The 24134-nt window shown below is 70.6% G+C and carries 14 protein-coding genes and 1 pseudogene; 1 reads left to right on the forward strand and 14 read right to left on the reverse strand.

All coding sequences use genetic code 11. The annotated features are described in order from the left end of the window. Positions 1-51 precede the first annotated feature (51 nt). The 14 genes and pseudogenes from ACZ7SW_RS26940 to ACZ7SW_RS27005 form a co-directional block, all read right to left on the reverse strand. On the reverse strand, positions 52-1434 hold the full coding sequence (locus ACZ7SW_RS26940; protein ID WP_470233142.1) for a DHA2 family efflux MFS transporter permease subunit: 1383 nt from the start codon (positions 1432-1434) through the stop codon (positions 52-54). After that, complete coding sequence (locus ACZ7SW_RS26945) at positions 1431-11309, reverse strand: amino acid adenylation domain-containing protein (protein WP_470233143.1); 9879 nt, start codon at positions 11307-11309, stop codon at positions 1431-1433. The genes ACZ7SW_RS26940 and ACZ7SW_RS26945 overlap by 4 nt, the downstream gene beginning before the upstream one ends. A gap of 16 nt (positions 11310-11325) precedes the next feature. Further along, the gene (locus tag ACZ7SW_RS26950) at positions 11326-12102 is read right to left on the reverse strand and encodes an ABC transporter ATP-binding protein (RefSeq protein ID WP_238607119.1); all 777 of its coding nucleotides are present in this window, start codon (positions 12100-12102) and stop codon (positions 11326-11328) included. Further along, on the reverse strand, positions 12099-13121 hold the full coding sequence (locus ACZ7SW_RS26955; RefSeq protein ID WP_470233144.1) for a FecCD family ABC transporter permease: 1023 nt from the start codon (positions 13119-13121) through the stop codon (positions 12099-12101). The genes ACZ7SW_RS26950 and ACZ7SW_RS26955 overlap by 4 nt, the downstream gene beginning before the upstream one ends. Then, positions 13118-14101, reverse strand: a complete 984-nt coding sequence (locus ACZ7SW_RS26960; RefSeq protein ID WP_470233145.1) for a FecCD family ABC transporter permease — start codon at positions 14099-14101, stop codon at positions 13118-13120. Before ACZ7SW_RS26960 ends, ACZ7SW_RS26955 begins: the two co-directional genes overlap by 4 nt. Beyond that, positions 14098-15105: an ABC transporter substrate-binding protein gene (locus tag ACZ7SW_RS26965; RefSeq protein ID WP_470233146.1), complete on the reverse strand. Its 1008-nt coding sequence runs from the start codon at positions 15103-15105 to the stop codon at positions 14098-14100. The genes ACZ7SW_RS26960 and ACZ7SW_RS26965 overlap by 4 nt, the downstream gene beginning before the upstream one ends. Before the next feature lie 26 nt (positions 15106-15131). Next, complete coding sequence (locus ACZ7SW_RS26970; RefSeq protein WP_470233147.1) at positions 15132-15986, reverse strand: siderophore-interacting protein; 855 nt, start codon at positions 15984-15986, stop codon at positions 15132-15134. Beyond that, positions 15983-16225, reverse strand: coding sequence for a phosphopantetheine-binding protein (locus tag ACZ7SW_RS26975; RefSeq protein WP_116199911.1), 243 nt, complete (start codon positions 16223-16225; stop codon positions 15983-15985). Before ACZ7SW_RS26975 ends, ACZ7SW_RS26970 begins: the two co-directional genes overlap by 4 nt. Then, on the reverse strand, positions 16222-16884 hold the full coding sequence (locus ACZ7SW_RS26980; protein WP_470233148.1) for an isochorismatase family protein: 663 nt from the start codon (positions 16882-16884) through the stop codon (positions 16222-16224). Before ACZ7SW_RS26980 ends, ACZ7SW_RS26975 begins: the two co-directional genes overlap by 4 nt. Before the next feature lie 3 nt (positions 16885-16887). Further along, on the reverse strand, positions 16888-18486 hold the full coding sequence (locus ACZ7SW_RS26985; RefSeq protein WP_470233149.1) for a (2,3-dihydroxybenzoyl)adenylate synthase: 1599 nt from the start codon (positions 18484-18486) through the stop codon (positions 16888-16890). Continuing rightward, the gene (locus tag ACZ7SW_RS26990; RefSeq protein ID WP_470233150.1) at positions 18483-19871 is read right to left on the reverse strand and encodes an isochorismate synthase; all 1389 of its coding nucleotides are present in this window, start codon (positions 19869-19871) and stop codon (positions 18483-18485) included. Before ACZ7SW_RS26990 ends, ACZ7SW_RS26985 begins: the two co-directional genes overlap by 4 nt. A 166-nt stretch (positions 19872-20037) precedes the next feature. Then, the gene (locus ACZ7SW_RS26995; RefSeq protein WP_470233387.1) at positions 20038-20829 is read right to left on the reverse strand and encodes a 2,3-dihydro-2,3-dihydroxybenzoate dehydrogenase; all 792 of its coding nucleotides are present in this window, start codon (positions 20827-20829) and stop codon (positions 20038-20040) included. 405 nt (positions 20830-21234) lie between these two features. Beyond that, positions 21235-21390, reverse strand: a pseudogene (locus ACZ7SW_RS27000) (SDR family NAD(P)-dependent oxidoreductase); the annotation flags it as partial. 77 nt (positions 21391-21467) lie between these two features. Then, the gene (locus tag ACZ7SW_RS27005) at positions 21468-23705 is read right to left on the reverse strand and encodes a heavy metal translocating P-type ATPase (RefSeq protein ID WP_470233151.1); all 2238 of its coding nucleotides are present in this window, start codon (positions 23703-23705) and stop codon (positions 21468-21470) included. A 188-nt stretch (positions 23706-23893) separates the two neighbouring features. Here ACZ7SW_RS27005 and ACZ7SW_RS27010 point away from each other — a divergent pair, with 188 nt between their 5' ends. After that, complete coding sequence (locus ACZ7SW_RS27010) at positions 23894-24127, forward strand: hypothetical protein (RefSeq protein WP_470233152.1); 234 nt, start codon at positions 23894-23896, stop codon at positions 24125-24127. Positions 24128-24134: the final 7 nt, after the last annotated feature.

The following is a 24134-nucleotide window of genomic DNA, read 5'->3' on the forward strand; positions in this document are numbered from 1 at the left end:
GCCTCCAAACAGGACAACCTTTCGACGAACATCAGGCCTTTCCACCTCCGCTCACTGCTGCGGCTTGACTTTTAAGAACCTGAGATGTCTTTCCTTAGGCAGCTTCGCCGCCCCGGCAGCCGCCGCCACGACCAGTCCGAGCACCCACCAGAACGTGTCCGCGAAGGCCGCCGCGACATCGGTGCCCCTTGCGGTCAAACGGTTTTGCAACACCAGCGCGAGCACAGCGGTCCCGACCGAACCGCCCAGAGTGTTCAGCAAATTCAGCGCCCCGGCCGCTTTCGGCAGCTGCGCCTTCTCAAGACTCCGGTACACCAGCGCCAGCACCGGCGCACTGATCATCGCCGCTCCGAAACCACGCAGCAACAAGGAAATGACCAACACGACATCCGGAAGTCCGGGACCAAGCTGAGTGAACGCCGCCGTTCCCAACGCGACCAGGCCGATCCCGGACAACACCAACGTCCGCGGCGCCACTCGATCCACGATGCGATGCACCAGAACAGACCCTGCGGCCGCGCCGATTCCCTGCGGCGCCAACAGCAATCCGGTGTCCCACGCGTCCAATCCGGCACCGCGACGCAGATACAACGGCAGCAAGAACATCGTGCCGAACACCGAAGCGCCCAGCACGACCAACGCCAACGCAGCGGCTCCGAACGGCGGTCGGGTGAACAATCGCGGGTCCAGCAACGGTGCCCGCACTCGCAACCCGTGCCGGACAAACGCGGCCAGCATCAGCAAACCCGCCACGACCGCCGCCGTGGAAAGCAGCTTCGGGTATCCGTCGGAGAACCCGGTGAGTCCGAAAACCACCGCAGCCAGCCCTGGCGAAAGCAAAGCCGCACCGCGGAAATCGAACGGCTCGCGCGGATCGGTCGGCGCGTCCGCCGCGACATACCGCAACCCGAGCAGCACCGCGACCACGCCGACCGGCAGGTTGACGTAGAACAGCCACGGCCAGTCCGCGACGTTGAGGATCGCCCCGCTCGCCAGCGGACCCAGCACCGGCGACAGCAACGGCACCACGCCGACGACGCTGATCAGCCGTCCGATCCGCTCCGGCCCGGCCGCCCGCGCCAGCAACGCTTGTCCGGTCGGCGGCAGCAACCCGCCCGCCAGCCCCTGCAGCACGCGGAACGCCACCAGCATCGGCAACGAACTCGCCAGCCCGCACAACAACGACGCCAGCACGAACACAACCACAGCGGTCAGCCAGGTCCGCCGACCACCGAACCGCGCCGCGAGCCAGCCCGACGCGGGCACCGCGGCCACCACCGCGAGCAGATACGCCGTGGTCACCCACTGGACCTCAGTGACGGACGCGTCGAACCGCTGCGCCAGCGTCTCCACACCGACCGAGACGATCGTGCTGTCGAGCGTCGCCATGAACGTGCCCAGCACGAGCACGAACGCAGTCCGCCACAGGTTCACCGCACCCTCGCGAACTCACCCGCGTCGTCGTCCAGCCGCGACGGCAGCTCGCTGAGGAACCGCAGCAGGTCCGCGACCAGCGACCGGGCTTCCGCCGCCGTCAGAATCCCGTCCTGGTAACCGAATACGCCGGACCAGCCGCCAGCGAGTTCGGGCACCACGGTCACCGTCATCGGGTAGTGCGTGCGTTCGCGGAACCTGGTCCCGGTGATCCGCAGCCCAGGAGCCGGTTCGCGCAGTTTCGCCGGGTCCACCGGGTAGTTTTCGAACACGACGAGGCTGTCGAACAACCTGTCCCGACCGGTCAACGCAGCCATTTCAGCGAGGCCGACGTGCTGATGCGCGAGCAGTTCCTGTTGCCGGGATTGGGTTTGCGCGAGAGTCTCCGCCACGGTGCCGGTGAAACGGACCCGCACCGGCACGGTGTTGGCGAGCAGCCCGAGGATCTCTTCGACGCCGTCCACTTCGGACGTCCGCCCGGAAACCATCGCCCCGAAAGCGACATCGGCGACCCCGGAACGCGCCGCGAGCACCGCCGCCCACGCACCCTGGAGCAAAGTCCCTGCGGTCACCCCGTGTTTGGCACCGGCTTGGGTCAACGAAGCAACCAGCGAAGCGTCCACAGTGAACAGTTCCGGTTCGACCGCCACTGGCTGTCCGCACAGGAGCTTCCGCGACGGCAGATCGGCCAGTTCGGTCCGCCACGCCTGCCCGCTGACCGCGTGGTCCCGCGCCGCGAGCCACCGCGTGTACCGCGACACGGGCACCGCCTCCGGCAGCGACTCACCGGAGTACCCGGCGAACAACTCACCCAGGATCCGCGGCGCCGACCAACCATCGGACAACAGGTGATGGCTGGTCAACACGAGTTCGTGCCGATCCGGGCCGTGCCGGAGCACCGTGACCCGCAGCAACGGCCCCGCACCGAGATCGAACGGCTCGGCGAGCTCTTCGGCCAGCAGCCGCTCGACGTCCTCCCCGGCCGAACGCACCCGGAAGCCGACCTGCGGTTCCGTCGGCAGCACCTGCACCTCGTGCCCGGCCGGGAAAACCGCGCCCAGGTTCGGATGCCGCCGCACCAACGCGTTCGCCGCGGCCTCCAACGCGGCCGGATCCAGCGCTCCGGCCAGCGAGAACGCCGCCTGCACCGGGTACGGATCCTCGTCCGCCGCCCGCGATTCGCGCAGGATCAGCTCCTGCAGAGGCGTCAACGGCAGCAGCTCGCCAGCCGGTACCGCACCGGCCAGCGCCGCGAGTTCCTCCTGGAACGCGGTTCCCAAGGCCGCGACCTCGTCCGCGCTGAACTCCGAGGACGGCCAGGTGAAGCGCACTGCCAGCCGATCGTCGCGCACCATCGCGTTCACCATCAGCGCGTGTGCGAGCGGTGCTCCGGCGGAGCCGAGCGGATCGGCGTCCGGCGGGCGCTGCCACGGCGTCTCTTCCTGCGGTGCCGCCTCGAACCGGCCGAGGTAGTTCCAGCTGACGTCCGCTCCGGTCGCCGTTCCGCCGAGGATGCCGTACCCGAGCCCGTCGCCGGCGGCGCGGAGCTGATCACGGACCGCGGCGATCGCCCTCTCTCCAGAGGGCGGCGTGATCCGCGCCGGGTACATCGCGGTGAACCAGCCGACCGTCCGGGACAGGTCGACCGCTCCGGCGAAGTCCGGCGTGTGGTCCGGACGTCCGTGGCTTTCCAGCGCGACAAGCAACTCCGAACCACGCCAGGCACGGTAAGCCCGCGCGAAAGCGGTGAGCAGCACGGCGTCCGGGCCGGTCCGGTACGCGCCCGGCAATGTCGTCAGCACCGCCTGCGTGATGTCCTCCGACACCTCGATCTCGTGGTGCTGCGCAGTTCCGCTCACGGAACAGGCCGAGGCCGTAACCCGTTGCCAGTGCGGGCTTTCCACCTGCCGCGCAGGCTTGGCCGCAACCAACGCCCGTGCCCACCCGAGGAACGACGGCCCGCGATCCGGCAACTGGTGGCCGAGATACGCCTGCTCAAGGTGGTCGAGAAGGATCCGCCACGACACCGCGTCCACGACGAGGTGGTGCGCGACGAGCGCGAGCCGCCCCGGACGCGCAGGCCCGGCGTCCACCCACACCGCACGCAGCATCGGGCCGGTCCGCGGGTCCATTGTGGACCGGACAGCGGCGATCTGGTCGTCCAGCAGCGCCCGCAGATCCGCGTCCTCGCCCGCCGGGACGGCCATCAGCACGTCCGCCCCGGTCACCGCGCCAGGTTCCGGAACGCGCAGCACCTCGCCGGCCAGGTGCGAACGCAGCACATCGTGCCGTTCGAGCACCGCGTCGAGCGCCGCCCGCCACTTCGGCACGTCACCATCGGAGGGCACGCACACCTCGACCCACTGGCAGAACCCGTCCGCGGCCGAACCAGCGCGTTCCAGCAGCTCCCGCATGACGGGCGTCAGCGGTGCGTCCCCGATCGCGGGCGTGAGATCCGGCGACACCACCACAGTCCGGTCACTGCAGCGGGCCGCGATCCCGGCGATCGTGCCGCCCTCGAAGACGTCCCGCGCGGTCAGATGCAGGCCTTCCCGCCGGGCTCGCGCGACCAGCCGGAGCGACGCGATGCTGTCGCCGCCAGCGTCGAGGAATCCGTCGTCGATCGTGACGTCCGGGCCGAGCAGTTCCCGAACCACTTGCAGCAGCACGGTTTCCGCTTCGGTCGCCGGTTGCCGAGCCGCGGCGACGTTGCGCGGACCAGGCGCGGGCAAGGCGGCCCGGTCGAGCTTGCCGCTAGGCCCGAGCGGCAGCCGCTCCAGCGAAAGCACCGCCGACGGCACCATGTGCGCAGGCAGTTCGGCGGCCAGATACTCGCGCAGCGCGGCCGGATCCGGGTCCGCGCCGTCGACCGGCACGACGTAGCCGACCAGCCGCCGGTCCCCTGGCCGGTCCTCGCGCACGAGCACGACGGCAGCCCGTACGTCCGGATGCCGCGCCAGCGCGGACTCGATCTCGCCCGGTTCGATCCGGAACCCGCGCAGCTTGACCTGGTGGTCGGCGCGGCCGAGGAACACCAGCTGTCCGTCCGGCCGCCAGCGCACCAGGTCGCCGGTGCGGTACATCCGGTCGCCGGGCGCGCCGAACGGATCGGCCACGAACCGCTCCGCGGTCTGCCCCGGCCGGTTCACGTAGCCGCGAGCGAGCTTCGGCCCGGCGAGATAAAGCTCGCCGGTGACACCGGTCCCGACCGGCCGCAGTCCCGCGTCCAGCACGTACGCCCGCACCTGCGGGTCCGGCCGTCCGATCGGCAGCGGGCCGGGATCGTCGGCGGAGTACACCCAGGTGAGCGAGTTGATCGTGACCTCGGTCGGGCCGTAGGCGTTGAACAGCGCGCGCCGGTCGCCCCAGCGGTGCGCCAGTTCGGGGTCGAGCCGCTCGGCACCGACCACGAAGAACACCTCCGGGTCCACCGTCGCGTCGTCCGGCATCGCGGACAGGAACGAAGGCAGCAGGTTCAGCCCGGTGACCCGGTGTTCGGCGGCGTAGGCGAGCAGGTCGTCGCCGGACCCGCGGACCTCCTCCGGCGCGATCACCGACGTGCCGCCGGACAGCAACGGCAGGAAGAACTGCCAGTACGACACGTCGAAACTCGTGGACGCGAAGTGCAGGTACCGCTCGCCGCGGCGGATGCCGACGATGTCTTCCTGCAGCGCGACCAGGCTCGGAATGCCGCGATGCGTGATCGCGACGCCCTTGGGCTTTCCGGTGGTTCCGGACGTGTAGATCACGTACGCCAGCGAGTCCGGCGACGGGACCACATCGTCCCAAGTAGACGGTCCACTCAGGACAAGCGGGTCGATGGCCGGAATGCCGAAGCCAGGATCCGAAGTGGACACCACTGCGGCAGGCACACTGTCTCGCACCAGATGCGCCAGGCGTTCCGCTGGGTAGGTCGGGTCCATCGGCACGTGCACCGCCCCGGCCTTGAGCACCCCGAACAACGCGACGACCAGGTCGATGTCCCGTTCCAGCAGCACCGCGACCGGGTCCTGCTCCCGCACGCCTGCCGCGCGCAACGCGTGGGCGAGCTGGTTCGCCTTCCGGTCCAGTTCCGCATAAGTCAGGCGGCGGTCCCGGCACACCACTGCTTCGGCGTCCGGAGTTTCCCGCACCCAGCGGGCGAATTCCTCCAGACAGGTACCGGCTTCCCTCCGGGGTTCGGGCCCGGTTCCTTGCTGCAGCAGAGCCGATTCTTCTTCCACCGTAAGGGAACGCAGCCGAGCGACCGGTTGCCGCGGGTCGGCCACGATCTCGTGCAGCAGAGTCGTCAGCCAGCGGCCGTACGCTTCCACGGTCGGCTCGTCGAAAGCGCTCGGCTGGTAGCCGAGGCCGATCGAGATCTCGTCGCCGGGCAGCACGATCACGGTCAGCGGATAGTGCGTCGCATCGGTGATGTCGACGCCGGCGAGGTCGAGTCCGGGCGAGAGCGGTTCGCGTTCCCGGCTGGAGAGCGGGAAGTTCTCCATCACCAGCATCGTGTCGAACAGATCGCCGACGCCCGCCGCGCGCTGGATGTCCGGCAGGCCGAGATGGTGGTGGTCGGTGAGCCGCGCGTTCTCGTCCTGCACCCGCGCCAGCAGCTCCGCGGCCGGATCGGACGGCGCGAACGCCACGCGCACCGGGATGGTCGTGCCGAGCTGGCCGATCATCGCCTCCACGCCGGGCACGTCGGACGGCCGGCCGGACACCGGGCAGCCGAACACCACGTCCTGGCGTCCGGTGAGCCGGGCCAGCAGAACACCCCACGCGGTCTGGAACACCGCCGTGGGCGTCACCCCGTGCTTCCGGGCGAAGACGCGCAGTTGTTCGCTGAACTCCGCACCGAGCCCTACCCAGATCCGTTGTGGACGGTCCGAAGTGGACTCTGTGGTCGCGGGGGCGAGCCGGGTTCCTTCTTCCAGACCAGCCAACGCGGTCTGCCAGGCCTCGACTGCCACGTCGTGATCGCGGGCGGCCAGCACCCGGTGGTACTCGGCCAGCGGCGGCGCGACCGGAGCGGCCGGTCCGCCGTCCAGCTCGGCATAAGTGGCCAGCAGGGCGCGGCCGACAAGCGGCATCGACCAGCCGTCCAGCAGCGCGTGATGGATCGTCAGCACCAGCCGGTGTTCGGCGGGACCGAGGGTGAGCAGCAGGAACCGGATCAGCGGCGGCACCGCCGGGTCGAACGGCCGGGCCAGCTCAGCCGCGCACTCGTCGGCGTTCTCCGGGTGCTCGACGTGCCGCCAGTCCAGATACACGTCGGCGGGCACGACCTGCACGACCTCGCCCGCCGCCGTCGTGTGCAGATGGACGCGCAGCGCCGGGTGCCGCCGTAGCAACGCCTCGGCAGCGGCACGCATCCGGTCCGGATCGAGCTGCCCTTCGAGCCGGGTGACCGCCTGCACGGTGTAGACGTCCGGTCCGCCTCGGGTCAGCGTATGGAACGAAAGCCCGGCCTGCAACGGCGTCGCGGGCAGGACGTCGGCGATCGGGCCCTGCTGTTCGAGGGCGTCGATCTCGTCCTGGGTGAGCGTGACCAGCGGAAGATCGGACGGCGTGAGCCCGCCGATGTTCTCCCGCGCGTGCGCCGCCAACGCAACCAATGCGGCTGCCCAGGCTTCTTGCAGACGTTCGACTTCCTCCGGCGGCAGAACCCGGCTGGCGGCGGTCCATTCGACGGCGATCCGCGGCGCGCCGTCCTCGCGGACGAAGCAGTTCAGTGCCAGGACCTGTTCCAACGCCTTCGCGGGCGGTTCGATGACGGCGAACGGGTCCTCGTCCGGCAGCTGCCAGCCGCCGGACAGCGGAGTGAACCGGCCGAGGTAGTTGAGCAGGACGTCCGGCATTTCCGGCGCGAACTCAGCACCGGGGTCCAGGTACCGGAGGACTCCGAAGCCGACCCCGCCGTCCGGCACCGCGCGCCGTGCTTCCTTTGCCGCGCGAAGCAACCGATCGATAGTGTCCACACCGGACAGTTCGATGTGGACCGGGTATTCGGCGGTGAACCAGCCGACCGTGCGGGCGAGGTCCAAGCCTTCGCGGCCGTGGCCCTCCATCGTCACGGTCAACGCGTCTTCGTCGCCGCGCAGCGTCAGTACGAGCGCGGCGAGCAGCACCTCATCGACACCCGCGCGATAGGCGGCGGGCAGCGTCGTGAGGATCGCGGTGCTTTCTTCTTCAGTGGCAACGGTAACTGAACGATGTGCGGTGGCGACGGTGTCTCGCCTCGGGTCAAGCTTGCTCTTCTCCATCGACCGCCAGTACTCCAGTTCCCCGCGCCGCGCACCGCTCGCGCCCTGCTCGGCGAGAGTCAAGGCGTGGCGTCGCCAGGAAGTGCGCACCGGCTCCAGAACCCCGCCCTCGCAGGCCGTCTGCAGATCAGGCAGCAGGATGCGCCAGGAAACCCCGTCGATCGCCAGGTGGTGCACGACAATCACCAACTGGTCCCCCACCAGCGCGACCCGCAGCATCGCCCCCGCGCGCGGGTCCAATTCGGACGCCAGCCGCTCCGCCACCTCGGCCGGGTCCCCAGCCGCCTCGCTGACGACCGCCGCGACCGCGCCACGCGGCCGGATCACCAACGTGCCATCGGGTTCGACGCGAAGCCGCAACACGTCGTGGTGGTCGAGAACCGCCTGAACGCCATCGACCAACCCTGGCACCGGACCGCCGACGCGGACCACCGTCCACTGTGCATACCCGACGATCGCGTCCAGATCCGGATTCAAGTCGAACAACGTCCGCACGATCGGCGGCGCCGGGACCTCGCCGACCGGTTCGTCCGGCTCACTGTCCGGTTCGGACAGATCCCGGCTGGCCGCTGCCAAGGCCGCGAAACTGCGTCGTGCCAGCAAATCGCGCGGCCGAAGGTCGAGCCCGTGCGCCCGCAACCGGCTGCTCACGCTGATCGCGGTGATGCTGTCGCCGCCGAGGGCGAAGAAATCATCGTCCACGGCGACCCGCTCCACGCCGATCACCTCGGCGATCGCGGCGCACAGCAACCGTTCCCGCTCCGTCCGCGGCTCCCGTCCCCCGGCTGCCGCAGCGGGGGCGGGCAGCGCGGTCCGGTCGAGTTTTCCGTTGCTGGTCAACGGAAGTTCGTCCAGCACCACGACCGCCGCCGGGACCATCGCCTCCGGCAGCCGCTGTGCGAGCGTCGCGCGCACGTCGTCCGCCACGAGCCCGGCACCAACGACATATCCGATCAGCCGCGGTCCGCGCACCGCCGCCGCAGCGGCCCGCACCCCCGGCACCGCCCCGAGCGCACCCTCGACCTCACCCAATTCCACGCGGTGGCCACGAATCTTGACCTGCCCGTCGCGCCGCCCCAGGTACTCCAGCCCACGGCCAGGCACCCAGCGCACGACGTCGCCGGTGCGGTACATCCGCTCCCCCGGCGGCCCGAACGGATCGGCGACGAACCGTTCCGCCGTCGCACCCGGACGGCCGAGGTAACCACGAGCCAAATGCGGCCCGGCGAGGTACAACTCCCCGCGACTGCCCGGCAGCACCGGTCGCAGCGCGGCGTCGAGCACGTACGCCCGAGTCCCGGGAACGGCGAACCCGATCACCGGTTCGTCCCCGGTGATCGACGCGCTGGCACCGTCCACAGTGGTCTCAGTCGGACCGTAGATATTGCGCGCCCGGATGCCGGACGAAGCGACCCGCTGCCACAACGCCGGAGGTGTCGCCTCGCCGCCGAGCACCAGCAACGCCGGATCGAGCGAACCCGCGTCCAGCAACGGAGCCGCCATCGACGGCGTGGTGTCGATGACGTCGATCCGGTCGCGCAGGAAAGCGGCGTGCAAAGCATCGACGTCGCGCGCGGTTTCCGTGTCGTAGACGTGCAATTCGTGCCCGCACAGCATCCACAGCACCTGCTCGATCGCCGAGTCGAAGGCGAACGAATACGTGTGCGCCACGCGGAGCCGCCGTCCCCGCGAGGTCTCGGCGACGGTGGTCGCGCGGTGGTTCCGCAGCAACGTCTCCAGCCCGCCGGACCGGACCAGCACTCCCTTGGGCTTCCCGGTGGAGCCCGAGGTGAAGATGACGTACGCGAGGTGTTCCGGATGACGGTCCACATCGGACAATCCCGCCGCCGGGTACCCGGCGATCTCGTCCCTTGCCACCGGATCGTCCAGCCGAAGCCGCGGCACTCCGGGCAGCAGATCCGAGTCCGTCACAGCGAGTTTCGGACTCACCTCGGCGACCAGCTCGCGCAAGCGTTCCGCCGGATGCGCCAGGTCCAGCGGCAGGAACGCGGCCCCCGCGTCGATAACCGCCAGCAACGCCACGACCAGATCGACCGACCGGGGCAGCGCCAGCGCCACCACGTCGTCCGCCCCGACGCCGCGCGCCCGCAGCGCCCGCGCCAGCCGGTGCGCCCGGTCCAGCACCTCGTCGCCGGTGAGCCGCTCATCGCCGCACACCAGCGCCGTCTGTCCGTGAAGGACTCCTTGCAGGAATCCAATTCCCTCAAGGGGCCCTTCACGGACCTCCGGCGCGGCGACAGCGGGAGTCGACCACTCGGCGAGCAAGGCGTCGACATCCGGCACCAGGTCCACCCCGCCGACCACCGGCGCGTCCGTCCCGGTGAACGCGGAGATCAACGCCTTCAACGCGGTGAGCTGCGCATCGACCCCAGCCTGGTCCTGCGACCGCGCGTCGACCTCGAACCCCAGCAACAGCCCGCCGCCCGCCGTCGGCAGCACGCTGAGGCCCATGTCCTCCGGCGGCCCGCCCGCGACGTTCCGCATCGTCGCGCGCGCCTCGCCGAACGCCAGCTCCAGGTCGAACGCCTTGAGGTTGATCCCGCGGCCATGCAGCAACGCACCCGCACCCGGCACCGCCAGGTCCTGCGGCAGGTTCTCCCCCCGGTACCGCTGGTGCGCGCGCATTTCCCGCAGCGCCCGCGCGACCCGCGCGGTCAGCTCCTCCGGCCGGTCCCCCGGCCGCACGCGAACCCGCAACGGCAGCACGTTGACCGCCATCGCCGGAGTGCGCAGCGCCGCGCCCACCCGGCACATCAACGGCACCGCGAACACGACGTCCGCCGTCCCGAGCACCCGGTGCAGGAACGCCGCGTAACACGCGATCAGCGCATCGCCCCAGGTCGTCCCGGCGCGCTTGCCCAGTTCGCCAAGACCGGCGACCTCGTCCGAGGCGAGTTCGGCGCGCGCGGTGAACGTCGCTTCCGGCAGCCCGGCCGCGCTCGCGTCCTCGGCCAGCTCCGGCATCGGGGTGAACCGGTCGCACCAGTACTCGCGGTCCTGGGCGAAACGCTCGCTCATCCGGTACGCACGGTCGGCGTCCACCAGATCGGCGAAGCGGCCGAACGCCGACGGCGGCACGTCTTCGCCCCGCACCGCGGCGGTGTAGCGGGCGGCCGTGCGCCGGGCGAGCATCGCCGCGGTGTACCCGTCGAACACCAAATGGTGGCCCAGCTGGGTAAACCACACTTCGGTGCCGGAAAGCCGGAGGATCAGGTGCGAGAACAACGCCCGGTCCAGCATCCCGCGACACGCCTCGGCCGCCCGCTGCCGCTCCGCCGCGACCCGGGCGTGCGCCGCGGCCAGCGGGTCCGCTTCCCCTTGCAGGTCAACGATCTCCGGCAACGGAACCGGCTCGGCGGACACGGTTTGCCGCGGGCCGTCCGGAGTGTCGAGCACCCGCAGGCGCAAGCTTTCGGCTTCCTCGGTGGTCGCCCGGATGGCCTCGGCCAGCGCCGCGACGTCGATCGGTGCGTCGCCGGAAACCGCGGTGATCTCGATGACGTCGCCGACGAGGTAGTACGGCGAATCCGGTTCCAGCCGCTGCGCGTTCCAGATGCCCAGCTGGGCGCTGGTCAGCTCGAGGGTGGCGAGTGCGGTGCTCAACAGGTGACTCCCGGGCTCAGAGCGACGGCACGACCATCGGCGTGCCGGTGACCGGATCGGGCACCACGACGCTCGGCAGGTCGAAGACTTCCTTGATCAGCGCGGCGTCCACGACGTCGCCGGGCTCGCCCTCCGCCACGACCCGGCCGTCGCGCATGGCGACCACGTGGTCGGCGTAGCGGCAGGCCTGGTTGATGTCGTGCAGCACCGCGATCACCGTGCGGCCCTCGTCGCGCAGCCGTTTCAGCAGCTCCAGCACCTGGTACTGGTGCGCGATGTCGAGGAACGACGTCGGCTCGTCGAGCAGCAGGTACGGCGTGCGCTGCGCGAGCACGACCGCGATCCACACCCGCTGCCGCTGCCCGCCGGAGAGCTCCTGCACCGGACGGTCGGCCAGCCCGGCGACCCCGGCCGCGGTCATCGCGCCGACCACCGCGGTCTCGTCCTCCTCCGACCACGACGACAGCAGCGACTGGTGCGGGAACCGGCCGCGTGCGACCAGTTGCCGGACGCGGACGTCCTCCGGCGCGGACGGATCCTGAGGCAGGAAGCCGAGTTCCCGCGCCAGCGCCTTGGCCGGATAGGCTCCGACCTCGCGGCCGTCGAAGGTCACGCCGCCGTCGGACGGACGGAGCAGCCGGACGAACGCGCGCAGCAATGTCGATTTGCCGCACGCGTTCGGGCCGACCACCGCGGTGAACGCGCGGTCGGGCACGTCGAGCCGCAACTGCGTCGAGACGACGCGGTCGCCGTAGCGCAGGGTGAGGTCCCGAGCGGTCAAGCGGGCGGTCACTTCCGCCGCACCTCCTTGGTGAGCAGCCAGATCAGGTAGCAGCCGCCGATCGCCGTGCTGACCACGCCGACCGGCAGCGACACCGGGGCGAGCAGCATCTGCGCGACGAGATCGGCTCCGGCGAGCAGCACCGCGCCGGTCAGCGCGGCGGGCAGCAGCGGAATGCCGGGCGCGCGGGCGAGCCTGCGGCCGATCTGCGGGGCGGCGAGCGCGACGAACGCGATCGGCCCGGCCACCGCGGTAACCGTCGCCGTGCAGGCGACACCGATCACGACCAGTTGCAGCCGCAGGGATTCGTGCCGGACCCCCGTCGTCACCGCGAGTTCCGTGCCGAGCGCCGCCTGGTGCAGCGCGGGCGCCCGGGTCAGCAGCACCGCGAACAGCACGGCCAGCACCCCGAACGGCACCGCGACGTCGCTCCAGCCGATGCCGTTGAGCGAACCGGCGCTCCAGCCGACCGCGGCGATCGCCACTTCCAGGTCGGCGCGCAGCACGATCCACGAGTTCAACGCGGTCAGCATCGCGTTGATCGCGATCCCGATGACGATCAGCCGCAGCCCGGACCGGCTGCCGCCCATCGAAAGCAGATAGACCGCGGCCGCGGTGACCAGCCCGCCGAGCACCGAGGCGAACGTCAGCTGCGCCGGCGACCCGGACAGCACCGTCATCGCGATCAGCGCGCCGGTGTAAGCGCCGGAATCGAGGCCGATCACGTCCGGGCTGCCCAGCGGATTCCGGGTGACGTTCTGGAAAATCGCCCCGGCCAGCCCGAGTGCGGCACCGAACACGAGCCCGGCCGCCACGCGCGGCAGCCGCCATTCGCGGATCACGACGCCCGGTCCGCCGCCGGAGCCGCCAAGCGCGGCGAACACCCGTGCCGGACTGGCCCAGGCCGCGCCGTAACACAGTCCCAGCAACGCAAGCCCGGCGAGGATGACGGCGAGCACCGCGACGAGGATGACCGTGCGGCGCTCGACCCGCAGCGAAAATCGCCCGCGGCGGAACACGAACGCGGTCACAGCGCGGCCGTCCCGTACTTGCGAACCGCCCAGATCAGCACCGGACCACCGACGAACGCCGTCACGATCGCGACCGGCACCTCGCCGGTCGGCAGCAGCACGCGTGAACCGATGTCCGACACGAGCAGCAGAATCGGGCCCAGCACCACCGCGAACGCGGTCAGCCACGGCACCGAAGCGCCCGCCGCGCGCCGAGCGAGATGCGGCACGATCAGGCCCACGAACAGAATCGGCCCGGCCACCGCAGTCGCCGCTCCGGCCAGCAAGGTGATCAGCAACAGCGTCACCGCACGGATTCGTGCGACGCGCGCGCCGAGAGTGTGCGCGACAGTGTCGCCCAGCGCGAGCGCGTTCAGCTGACGGCTCAACAGGAACGCGGCGACCACGCTCACCGCGATCACGATCAACGGCACTGTCAACGGAGCCTGTTCCCGTCCGGCCAGCGAACCGACCGCCCAGAACCGGTACCGGTCGAAAGTGTCCGGCAGCAACAGCCGGAGCCCTAGCGAAACGCCGCTGAGCACGAAGGTCAGCGCGGTGCCGGTCAGCACCATCCGCAATGGCGACCGCCGGCCGACCGCGTACACCAGCAGGGTCGCCAGCACCGCGCCGAGCACGGCGAACAGCAGCTCCCCCGACGCCGAAACAGCGATGCCGAGCGCGGAACCGATCGTGATGGCGAACCCGGCCCCGGCGGTCACGCCGAGCACGCCGGGTTCGGCCAACGGGTTGCGCGACAACACCTGGACGAGCACACCGGCCACCGCCAGCGCCGCTCCGACACCGACTGCCAGCAGCGCCCGCGGTGCCCGGACGTCGCGCACCACCGCCTGATCCGCCGGATCGCCGTGGCCGAAAATGGCCCGGAGCACCTCCGCCGGCGCGATGCCGTGCGCGCCGACGCCCACGCTGACCACGGCCACCGCCGCCAGCAGGACGACGGCGGCGGCCAGCAGCGCGGTCCGGCTGCGCGCGGTCACTTCTTCAGCAGCGGCGCGAACGCCTGGCCCACCGCGTCCAGCGTCTTCATCGCCGCCCGGTAGGTGGCCGCTTCGGTGTAGCGGAAGGCGAACGTCTTGCCCGCCTTCACCGCGGGAAGTTCCTTCCACAGCGGCGAATCGAGCACGTACTTCACCGCGGGCGGCACCGAGCCGTCCGGCTTGACCGAGTACGTGATCGCGTCCGCCTGCGCGAACGCCGTCGGCAGCTCCTCGATCGACGGGTACTCGCTGACGTCCTTCGAACCGCCGCCCTTGACCTTCACCTGGCCGTAGTACTTCGCACCGAGGTCCTGGGCGATGTTGGTGCCCCAGGAGTTGTCGAACTCGCGCTGGAAATTGCCCTTCGCGACCTCGCCGTACGCGCCGACGTGCCCCAGTTTCAGCTGCGGCAGCACGGTTTTGTACTTGTCCGCGAGCTGCTTCGCCTTCGCCTCGTACTCCTGGCGCGCGGCGTCGAACCCGGCCAGCGCGCCCGCCGCGTCGGACTGCTTGCGCGAAAGCTCCCGCCACGCCGACGGCACCGACGGCCCGATCGCCACGACCGGCGCGATCTCCTGCAGCCGCTTGACGTCGATGTCCGCGAGCACCGGCTTCGGCACGCCGATCACGATCAGGTCCGGATCCGCCTGCGCGATGGCCTCGTAGTTCGTCTCGGCGGCCTGTTCGCCCGCGACCTTCGGCAGCTCGTCGTACTTCTTGCGGTCCTCGGCCGTCATCATCGGCAGCCCGCGCTTCCACGTCGAGATCCCGACGAGCGGAGCCTTCGCCTCGAGCAGCGCGGGAACGGCGTAACCGGTCGCGATCACGCGCTTCGGCTTGACCGGGATCTTGATCTCGCCGTTGTCGGCGGCGAACGCGCGGGTCGGGGCGTCGCTCCCGCCGCTCCCGCCGCTCCGCGCGTCGCCGGAACCGCAGCCGGCGACGACGGTGAGGGCGACCGCGAGCGCGGCGGCGGCGAGACGGGTGGTTCTGGTGACGGTCATGCGAGGGTCCTTGCTGTTCTGATGGATCAGTGGTCGTGCTCGTCGTCGAAGTCCGCGACGCCGCGTTTCCAGTAGCCGGTCACGTCCCAGTCCTCGCGGGCGAGCCCGAGGTCGTCGCGCAGCCAGCGGCGCAGCGGCTTGATCGCACCCGCTTCTCCGGCGATCCACGCGTAAAGCCGTTCGCCTTCCGGCACTTTGACTTCGCGCACTGCGTCGGCGAGAAGCTCGACGCTGCCCGGTGCGGCTGCTCCGCGGTGCAGCCAATGGACTTCGACGCCGTCCGGAGCGTCGAGGTCGATCTGCTCGCTCGCGTCGGCGACCTCGGCGAACGCCCAGCCCGCCGCGGTCCGCGGCAGTTCCTCCAGCCAGCGCGCGAGTGCGGGCAACGCGGTGATGTCGCCGGCGAGCAGGTAGCGGTCGTAGTTGTGCGGCACGATCAGCCCGCCCGGCGGACCGGCGACGTGCACGGTCTCGCCCGGTTGAACCGCGCGCGCCCAGTCCGAGCCGAGACCGCCGTCGTGCAGCGCGACATCGAGGTCCAGCTCGCCGGACGCCGGGTCGTAGCGGCGGACGGTGTACTCGCGCGAGACCGGCGAAGGCTTCGGCCAGCGGAGCAGGTCGCCGTTCGCCTCGGGCAGCCGCAGCTCGCCGTCCGCGTCCGGGAAGATGATCTTCACGTGCTCGTCCGGCGAATGCGCCTCGAACCCGGTCGTGCCCGGCCCGCCGAGGGTGACGCGCAACAGGCCGGCGCCGACCGCGCTGGTCCGCACGACCTCCGCGCGCCGGATCCGGATCGGGTAGGGCACTTTCTCGGCCTGACGGCCCGCGCGGACCTCCGCGATGCGCGCGGTATGACGGTGCCGGTGCTCGTCCCGGCTCACTGCGCGCCGCCGGTGAGCAGCTTCGTCCAGTGCCCGAGGCGCGGGTCTTCGGCGAGGTCGGCGAATTCCAGCTGCGCCGCGCCCGCGCCGCGCCACTTCTCGACCAGGCTCATGATCCGCATCGAATCGAGGCCGAGGTCGGCGAGATCGGTGTCCGGGGTCAGCTCGTCGAGGCCGCAGCCGAGCAGTTCGGCGACGTCCGCGTTGACCTGGCCGGCAGTCAGTCCGGGGGTGCTCATCGAGGTGCTCCTGCGGGAATCGGCGCCGAGAGCGCGGCGAGCGCGGCGGCGGTGGTGGTGACGACGCCGCAGCGTTGCGCGACGTACTCGCACGCCTGGTCGTGCCGGGAGCGGTCGAAGTCCGCGACCGCGTCGCTGATCAGGAACGGCCGGACGTCGCGCATGAACGCCTCGACCGCCGTGGTCTGGCAGCCGATGTGCGCGTAGACGCCGGTGATCAGCAGCTGGTCGCGGTCGCCGAGCTGCTCGCGGAACGTGCTGCGCTGGAAGGCGCTGTAGCGCCATTTGTCCAGCACGGTGTCACCCGGCCGCGGGGCCAGCTCGTCGACGATGTCCGCCGCGCGCGGGTCGTCGTCGATCACCGCGCCGATGCCGTCGCCCCAGAACTCGGTGAGCAGCCCGCGATCGGCGGCGGGCTGCTTGCCCGGCTGCGCGGTGTAGAACACCGGCATGCCGTAGCTTCGCGCCTTCTCCGCCAGCTCCGCGATGTTCGCGACCATCTCCGGAATCGGCGAACCTTCATACGGGGCAAGGAAATACCGCTGGACGTCGTGCACGAGCAGAGCCGCCCGCGCCGGGTCGGGCCGCCAGTCGACCCGCCCCGGGGGCAGGTCCGCCGCCGTCGGCAGCGGATACGCCCGGATCTTCGGCAGGGACACGCCTCACCTCTCCTTCGCCAGGGCGGCCAGCGCCGCCCGCAGTTCGCGTTTGCTCGTCTTGCCCACGCCGGTGACCGGGAACTCCCCGACCACCTCCACCAGATCCGGCACCTTGAACGCGGCCACCCCGCGCCCGCGCACGAACCGGCGCAGTTCCGCCGCGCTCGGCTGCGCCCCGTCGGCCGGGACGACGTATGCGCAGGTCCGCTCGCCGAGATACTCGTCGGGCACCGCGACGACGGCCGCGTCGAGCACGCCCGGATGCGCCATCAGGTGGTTCTCGACCTCTTCCGCCGCGACCTTCTCGCCGCCGCGGTTGATCTGCTCCTTCGCCCGCCCGACGACTTCGAGATGCCCGGATTCGCGCCGGCGCACCAAATCGCCGGTGCGATAGAACCCGTCCTCGGTGAACGCGGTCTTGTTGTGTTCGTCCGCCTTGTAGTACCCGCGGATCGTGTACGGCCCGCGCGTGAGCAGCGCGCCGATTTCGCCCGGTTCGACGAGATCGTCCGACGTCGCCAGCGGATCGTCCGGATGCACGACGCGCACCTCGTCGTCCGGCGAGATCGGCCGCCCCTGGGTGCTGAGGACGAGGTCTTCGGGATCGTCCAGCCGGGTGTAGCAGACCAGCCCTTCGGCCATGCCGAACACCTGCTGCAGCTGGCAGCCGAGCGCCGGACCGACGCGTTCGGCCAGTTCCCGGCCGCATTTCGCGCCGCCGACGAGCAGAACGTCCAAAGAGGACAGATCCCGCCCGGTCCGCGCCGCCGCCTGCACCCAGGCCGCCGCCAACGGCGGAACCACCCCGCTGATCGTGACCTTTTCGGCCTCGATCAGCCGGAACGCGGTATCGGCGTCCGGCCGCGGCGCCAGCACCGTGGCCGCGCCCGCGTGCAACGCGCCGAGCAGCCCGGGTGAGCTGAGCGGGAAATTATGCGCGACGGGAAGGGCCGCGAGATACACGCTTTCCTTTTTGAGCCCGCAAATCCGCGCGCTCTCCCGGACGCTGTACAGATAATCGTCGTGAGTACGCGGAATCAGCTTCGGCAGCCCGGTACTTCCGCCGGAGAGTTGCAGAAACGCCATCCCCTCCGGATCCGGATCCGGCAATTCCTGGGGCGCGGTCTCCGCCAGCTCCGCGAACTCCGGCTCCCCGACAACGAGAACCTTTCGCTGTTTCGCCACCTCACGCGCCATTTTCGCGTGATCGTGCCCGGCGTGCTCCCCGACAGTGACGATCGCTTGCGCTTCGCTCTGCTCCAAGAAGTGCCGCAACTCGCTGTCGCGATGCGCGGGCAACGCGAACACCGGTACCGCACCGGCCCGCCACAGTCCAAAAACGACAGACACGAACTCCGGGATGTTCGGCAACTGCACGACCACCCGGTCGCCCGGCACGATCCCGCTGGCGGCGAACCCGGCCGCCAGCCGATGCGCCCGCTCGTCCAGCTCGGCGAACGTCCACCGCTGCTCCTCGCCGACCACGGCAGTCCGGCCCGCGTACGCGTCCTTGAGCGAGGTCAGCAACGCCCCGAACGTCTGCCCCCGCCAATACCCGCTGGCCCGATACCTCGCCGCGGTTTCCTCCGGCCACAAGCTCACGCGACCCCCTCCGCACCCAGCGCACGCAGCAGCGTCCCGAACTTCGCGCTGGTCTCAGCCAATTCCGCCGCCGGATCAGACCCCGCGACGACGCCCGCCCCCGCGAACAGCCGCGCGGTCTGGTCGGACACCTCGGCACACCGGATCGTGACCACCCATTCGCCGTCCCCGGCGAGGTCGGTCCAGCCGACCAGCCCCGCGTAATACCCGCGGTCTTCGGGCTCCAGCCGCGCGATCGTGTCGCGCGCCAGCTCGACCGGCACCCCGCACACCGCAGGCGTCGGATGCAACGCCTCGGCCAGCTCCAACGACGACGGCCCACCCGGCCCGGCCCGCCCGGTGATCCGGGTGGAAAGGTGCCACATCGTAGGCGTGCCAATCACTTCCGGCTCTTCCGGAACTTCCAGTTCGGTGCAGTAACGCCCCAGCACCTCCGCGACCTGCTCAGCGACGAGTGCGTGTTCGCTAAGGTCCTTTTCGGACACTCGAAGCTCGGCAATCGCTTGCGCGTCTTGGACCGGGTCACCTGTCCGCCGCCGCGACCCAGCGAGCGGATTCGCCGTCACGACGTCGCCCTTGCGAGACACCAGCAACTCCGGGCTGGCCCCGACGAGCGTCCGCGGCACCGCATCCCCCGGGGCGCTGACGTCAACAGCAAAGGCGTGCGCCGCGGGGTCAGCCACGACGAGGTTGCGGAGCAACTGCTGGACAGAGACGCCTTGCTGCCCAACGAGATCCAACGCCCGCGCGAGAACGACCTTCTGCAGTTCCCCGTCGGCGATCAGGTCGACCGCCCGGCGGACGCTTTCGGCGTAGACCTCGGGGGCCGGTTGCGGGACTACGGTCCAGGGGTTTTTGTTCGACGTTCTGGGGCCTGAACTGCCGCGCGTTCCAGCGTTGTCCGGGTTTCCGCCGGATTCCGCCACGCCCGGTCGCGGATCGCCGTCCAGCCCCGTTCGATCGCCCCCGGAGCCCGCGCGCTCACGCCGAGCCGCAAACCCGTTTGGCTCCATGCGATCGCCTTCAGAAACCGCGTCCGCCAGCTTCGCGCGACTGCCTGAATCCCCGGTCGTCGCGTCCCCGTCGCGCGGCACCTCGGCCCGGCGCACCACCGCAGGCACGATCAGGCTGCTCCCGGAATCCGGCCGAAACCCGATCGCTCCCACCACGACCGGATCGGCAACCCCCGCCAGCACAGCGGCTTCCAAGGCCTCCGCAGCCGCCGCGGCCCGGTTGCCGGGGGCGCCGCGGACGCACGAGTGCACCCCGTCGGCGAGCAGCACCCCGCGGGCCGACGAGTAGTAGAACGACCCCGGCAGGTACGCGGCCAGGAGATCCGCCGCCCGGTGGACCGGCCGCGGACGGGCCGGAGCAGGTGAGGACACGAGGTGAATTCCCTTTCGCACACGCGCAGGCGGCCGAGCCGCCCCTGTCGCTTCCTCGCACTGTTCCTTGCGCAAGGTCCAGACCTTGACTGTTCGGTTAGCCTAACCTAATGGACGCTACCGTATCCGGACGAAAAGGAAAAGCCGCCCGGCGGGTCAACCCGGGTCACGCGCGAAGCGTGGCCCCGCCGTCGACGTAGAGGTTCTGCATGGTGATGTGCCGCGCCCGGTCGGACGCGAGAAACAGCACCGCGTCCGCGATATCGGCCGGATCGGCGATCCGCCCGAGCGGGATCCCGACGCGGAATTCCTCCGGATTCCCCGCGATCACGCGAGCTTCGCCGGATTCGTCCGTCCACAATAGACGTTGCATGTCGGTGTCGGTCGACCCCGGCGAGACGATATTGCACCGGATCCCCGACCCGGCGAGTTCGAGCCCGAGACAGCGGGTGAGCATGGTCGCCGCCGCCTTCGAAGCCGCGTAAGCGGCCATCCCGGTCCTCGGGACACCGGCCGCGTTCGACCCCACGGTGACGAGCGCGCCGTTCCCCCGAGGCTGCATCCGCCGGGAGATCTCGCGCAGCACAGCGAAAACCCCGGTCGAGTTGACCGCGAACGTCGCCGCCCAGTCCTCGTCGCTGGTCTCGCCGACAGTCCCGGGCCGCAACACCCCCGCGACAGACACCCCGATCCCGATCGGCCCCAACTCCCGCTCGACGTCCGCCACGACCCGCGCGACCGCCCCCGGATCCCCGACATCCGCCACGAACGGCACCACCCGCCCGCCAACCGGCGACTGGGTGCCTACTGGCGGCCCAGCGCTGGCGTCGGGACGAGTCTGCGCCGCATCTGTGGTTATCGGCGTGGCACCACCGTCCGCGAGCGCCGTCGTTGCCGATTCCGCCGACGGTCGCGCGGCATTGCCGCCCGAGAAAGCCCCTTCTGACGCACTGACCAAAGGCTGCGCACCATCGGCACCCTCCGGCACGACCTCCGCCGCAGAACCTCCCGCGACGCCGCCGTCCGAGAAAGCCCCCTCCGGCACACTCCCCGCAGGCCGCGCGCCGACCGTGCCCTCCGGCAGCCCCGCCGCCGCAGCGCTCCCCGAGACGCCGCCTACGGACGTCCCCGCCGGAGCACTCCCCGAAAGTCGCTCACCATCACGACCCTCCGGCGCTCCCGCCGCAACCGAACCCCGGGCGGCATCGCCAGGCACTCCGGCGTCCGAAACGCCCCCGGCATCCACCCGAGCCAGCCCCGCCCCGAAGCCCGGCGCGGCATCGTCAAGCACCCCACCACCCGAAACGGTCCCGGCATCAGCCCGAGCCGCCCCCGCGCCGTAGTCCCGCGCGGAGACCTCCCGCAACCCCTCCTCGTCGATGTCGACCGCGGCCACCACGGCACCGGCCCGGGCGAGCGCCTCCACGACGGCCGCCCCGATCCCGCGCGCACCGCCGGTGACCAGCGCGATCCGCCCCTCGATCCCGGCTCCCGCGTCCCGCGTCACCGCGCACCTCACCCTCCGTCGCCGACTGATTAGGCAAACCTAACCTAATCGAGTGAGCGACGGCCAGGGTGATCCCGACCACCCCCGGCTCAGCGGCCGGGCGCGAAATTCCGCAGCCGCAAGCTGTTGGCCACCACCAGCACCGACGACAGCGACATCGCGGCCCCCGCGATCAGCGGATTCAGCAGCCCGCACGCGGCGAGTGGCAAAGCGGCCACGTTGTACCCGAACGCCCAGACGAGATTGCCGCGGATAGTGCGCAACGTCCGCTGTGCGAGACGGATCGCGTCCGGCAGCACCGACAGATCGTCGCGGACCAGGATGATGTCGGCCGAACGCAAAGCCAGATCAGTCCCCTCCGCGACGGCCAGCCCGAGATCAGCGGTCGCCAGCGCCGGAGCGTCGTTCACTCCGTCGCCGACCATCGCCACCCGATGTCCCTTGCGCTGCAACGCAGACACCGCCGCCGCTTTCTCGCTCGGCAAGACCCCGGCGAGCACCTCGGGGATCCCGACCTCCGCCGCGACAGCCTGGGCCGTCGCCTCGTTGTCGCCGGTCAGCAGCACTGTCTTCAACCCCAGCCGATGCAGCTGCGCGACCGCCTCCCGCGCCGACTGCTTCACCTCGTCCCGCACTACGAGCATGCCCGCGACCTCGCCCGCCTTCGACACGAGCACGACCGTCGCCCCGCCCGCCTCCGCCGACGCCACTTCAGCCTCGACCTCCGGGCCGACCGAAATCCCTTCTCCTACCAGCAACCTCGGCCGCCCCACCACTACCGCCATTCCCTCGACCACCCCGCGCGCACCCAGGCCCGGCAAGGCCTCGAACTCCGCAGCGGCCGGAAGCACCTCCGGCACACCGGCGACAATCGCCGCTGCGATCGGGTGTTCCGACGAAGCTTCCACCGCGGCCGCGAGACGAAGCACTTCCGTCGACGAAAACGACCCGAACGCCCTGGCCTCGGCGAGAGTCATCCGCCCCTGAGTCACCGTCCCGGTCTTGTCCAGCACAACGGTGTCAACCGTACGACTCGCTTCGAGCGCGTCCGGCCCCTTCACCAGGATCCCGAGCTGCGCGCCCCGCCCGACGCCGACCATCAACGCCGTCGGCGTCGCAAGCCCCAAGGCACACGGGCACGCGATGATCAGCACGGACACCGCCGCCCCGAACGCATCCCGCACCGGGTTCCCGGTGAGCAACCACCCCGCCAGCGTGAGCACCGCCAACGCCGAGACCACCGGGACGAACACCGCGCACACCCGGTCGGCCAGCCGCTGCACCGCCGCCTTCCGCTCCTGCGCCCGCTCGGCCAGCGCGCTCATCTGCGCCAGCTGCGACCGCGCGCCGACCGCCTCCGCACGCACTACCAGCCGGCCGTTCAGGTTGATGCTCCCGCCGATCACCCGGTTTCCCGGCCCGACCTCCGCCGGAACCGGTTCTCCGGTGATAGCACTGACATCCACTGTGGACAGACCACTGTCGACAGCTCCGTCAGCGGCGATCTTCTCCCCCGGCCGCACCACGAACCGGTCGCCGACCGCCAGTTCGCCGATTCCGGCCAGCACCTCGCCTTCCGCGCGCAGAATCCGCACGTCCTTCGCCGCCAGTGCGTCCAGCGCGCCGAGCAGGTCCGCCGCGCCGCGCCTTGACCGCGCCTCGAAGTACCTGCCGGCGAGCAAGAACGTCGTCACTCCCGCCGCGACATCGAGGTACACCGAATCCGCGCCCGGCGCGGTCGCGCCGAACCCGATCCAGTAGCCCGCCTCGGTGCCCGATCCGATCAATACGGAGGCCGCCGACCACAGGTAGGACGCCAGCACCCCCAAGGAAACGAGAGTGTCCATACTGGACGATCGGTGCCGCAGATTGCGCAGCGCGGCACGGTGGAACGGTGCCGCCGACCAGAACACGACCGGCGTCGCGAGCAGCAGGCACACCAGCTCCCACAACGGGAATCGCAGCGACGGCACGAGCGCGAGCGTGATCGACAGGTTTCCGAGCGGGACAGCCAGCACTGCGGCGACGATCAGCCGGCGGCGCAGATCGCGAACCCGCGCGTCGCGGTTTTCCGGGCTCGTTTCACCGCGGACAGCCGCGGTGTAGCCCGCCCGCTCGATCGTCGCGACCAGCGAGGCGGGGTCAAGGTCAGGCGGATAGTGGACGGTCGCGCGTTCGGTCGCGTAGTTCACCGTGGCGCGGACGCCGTCGAGCTTGCCGAGGGAACGCTCGACACGCGCCGCGCAAGCGGCACAAGTCATCCCGCCGACGGCGAGATCGAGTTGACGGGTCGGGGTCGCCGCGGGGGCGGCGGTCTGCGTGGACATGATTCTCCGGATTCCAGGACGGGCACGAGGCGGTGGCAGTGCCGGCACCGGGAAGGCGAACTGATTTCCATAGTACGCCTGCTTTTCCGCCGCCACTCCTTCGGGTGACTTGGGAACCTTTCGGCCCTCTCCGACGACTATCCAGATGGTGGCAGTGCCCGATCCGACCCGATCAGACAGGAGCGAGAATGTCCGAAACCTTTGCCGCGTCAGGAGATCTGCAGCACGTGACCACGTTCTGCGGCAACTGCGACTGCGGCTGCCCGGAGCTGTTCCTCGACGACACCGCCCCGCCGGAGCGCCGCGTCGTCTTGACCGACGACTTCGGGCAGCGAGTACAGATGAGCTTGGCGCAGCTGAAAGTTCTCGTCGAGGACGTCAAGGACGGAACCTTGGACAAGGTGGTGACTGCCGTGGTTTAGCGAGGGA

The organism is Amycolatopsis sp. NPDC114484 (assembly GCF_055633755.1).

What these genes read in the sequence shown, in the direction of transcription:
- ACZ7SW_RS26965 (WP_470233146.1), bottom strand. Translation starts at nt 15,105, where the DNA reads ATGACCGTCACCAGAACCACCCGTCTCGCCGCCGCCGCGCTCGCGGTC.
- ACZ7SW_RS26975 (WP_116199911.1), bottom strand. Translation starts at nt 16,225, where the DNA reads ATGAGCACCCCCGGACTGACTGCCGGCCAGGTCAACGCGGACGTCGCC.
- ACZ7SW_RS27005 (WP_470233151.1), bottom strand. Translation starts at nt 23,705, where the DNA reads ATGTCCACGCAGACCGCCGCCCCCGCGGCGACCCCGACCCGTCAACTC.
- ACZ7SW_RS27010 (WP_470233152.1), top strand. Translation starts at nt 23,894, where the DNA reads ATGTCCGAAACCTTTGCCGCGTCAGGAGATCTGCAGCACGTGACCACG.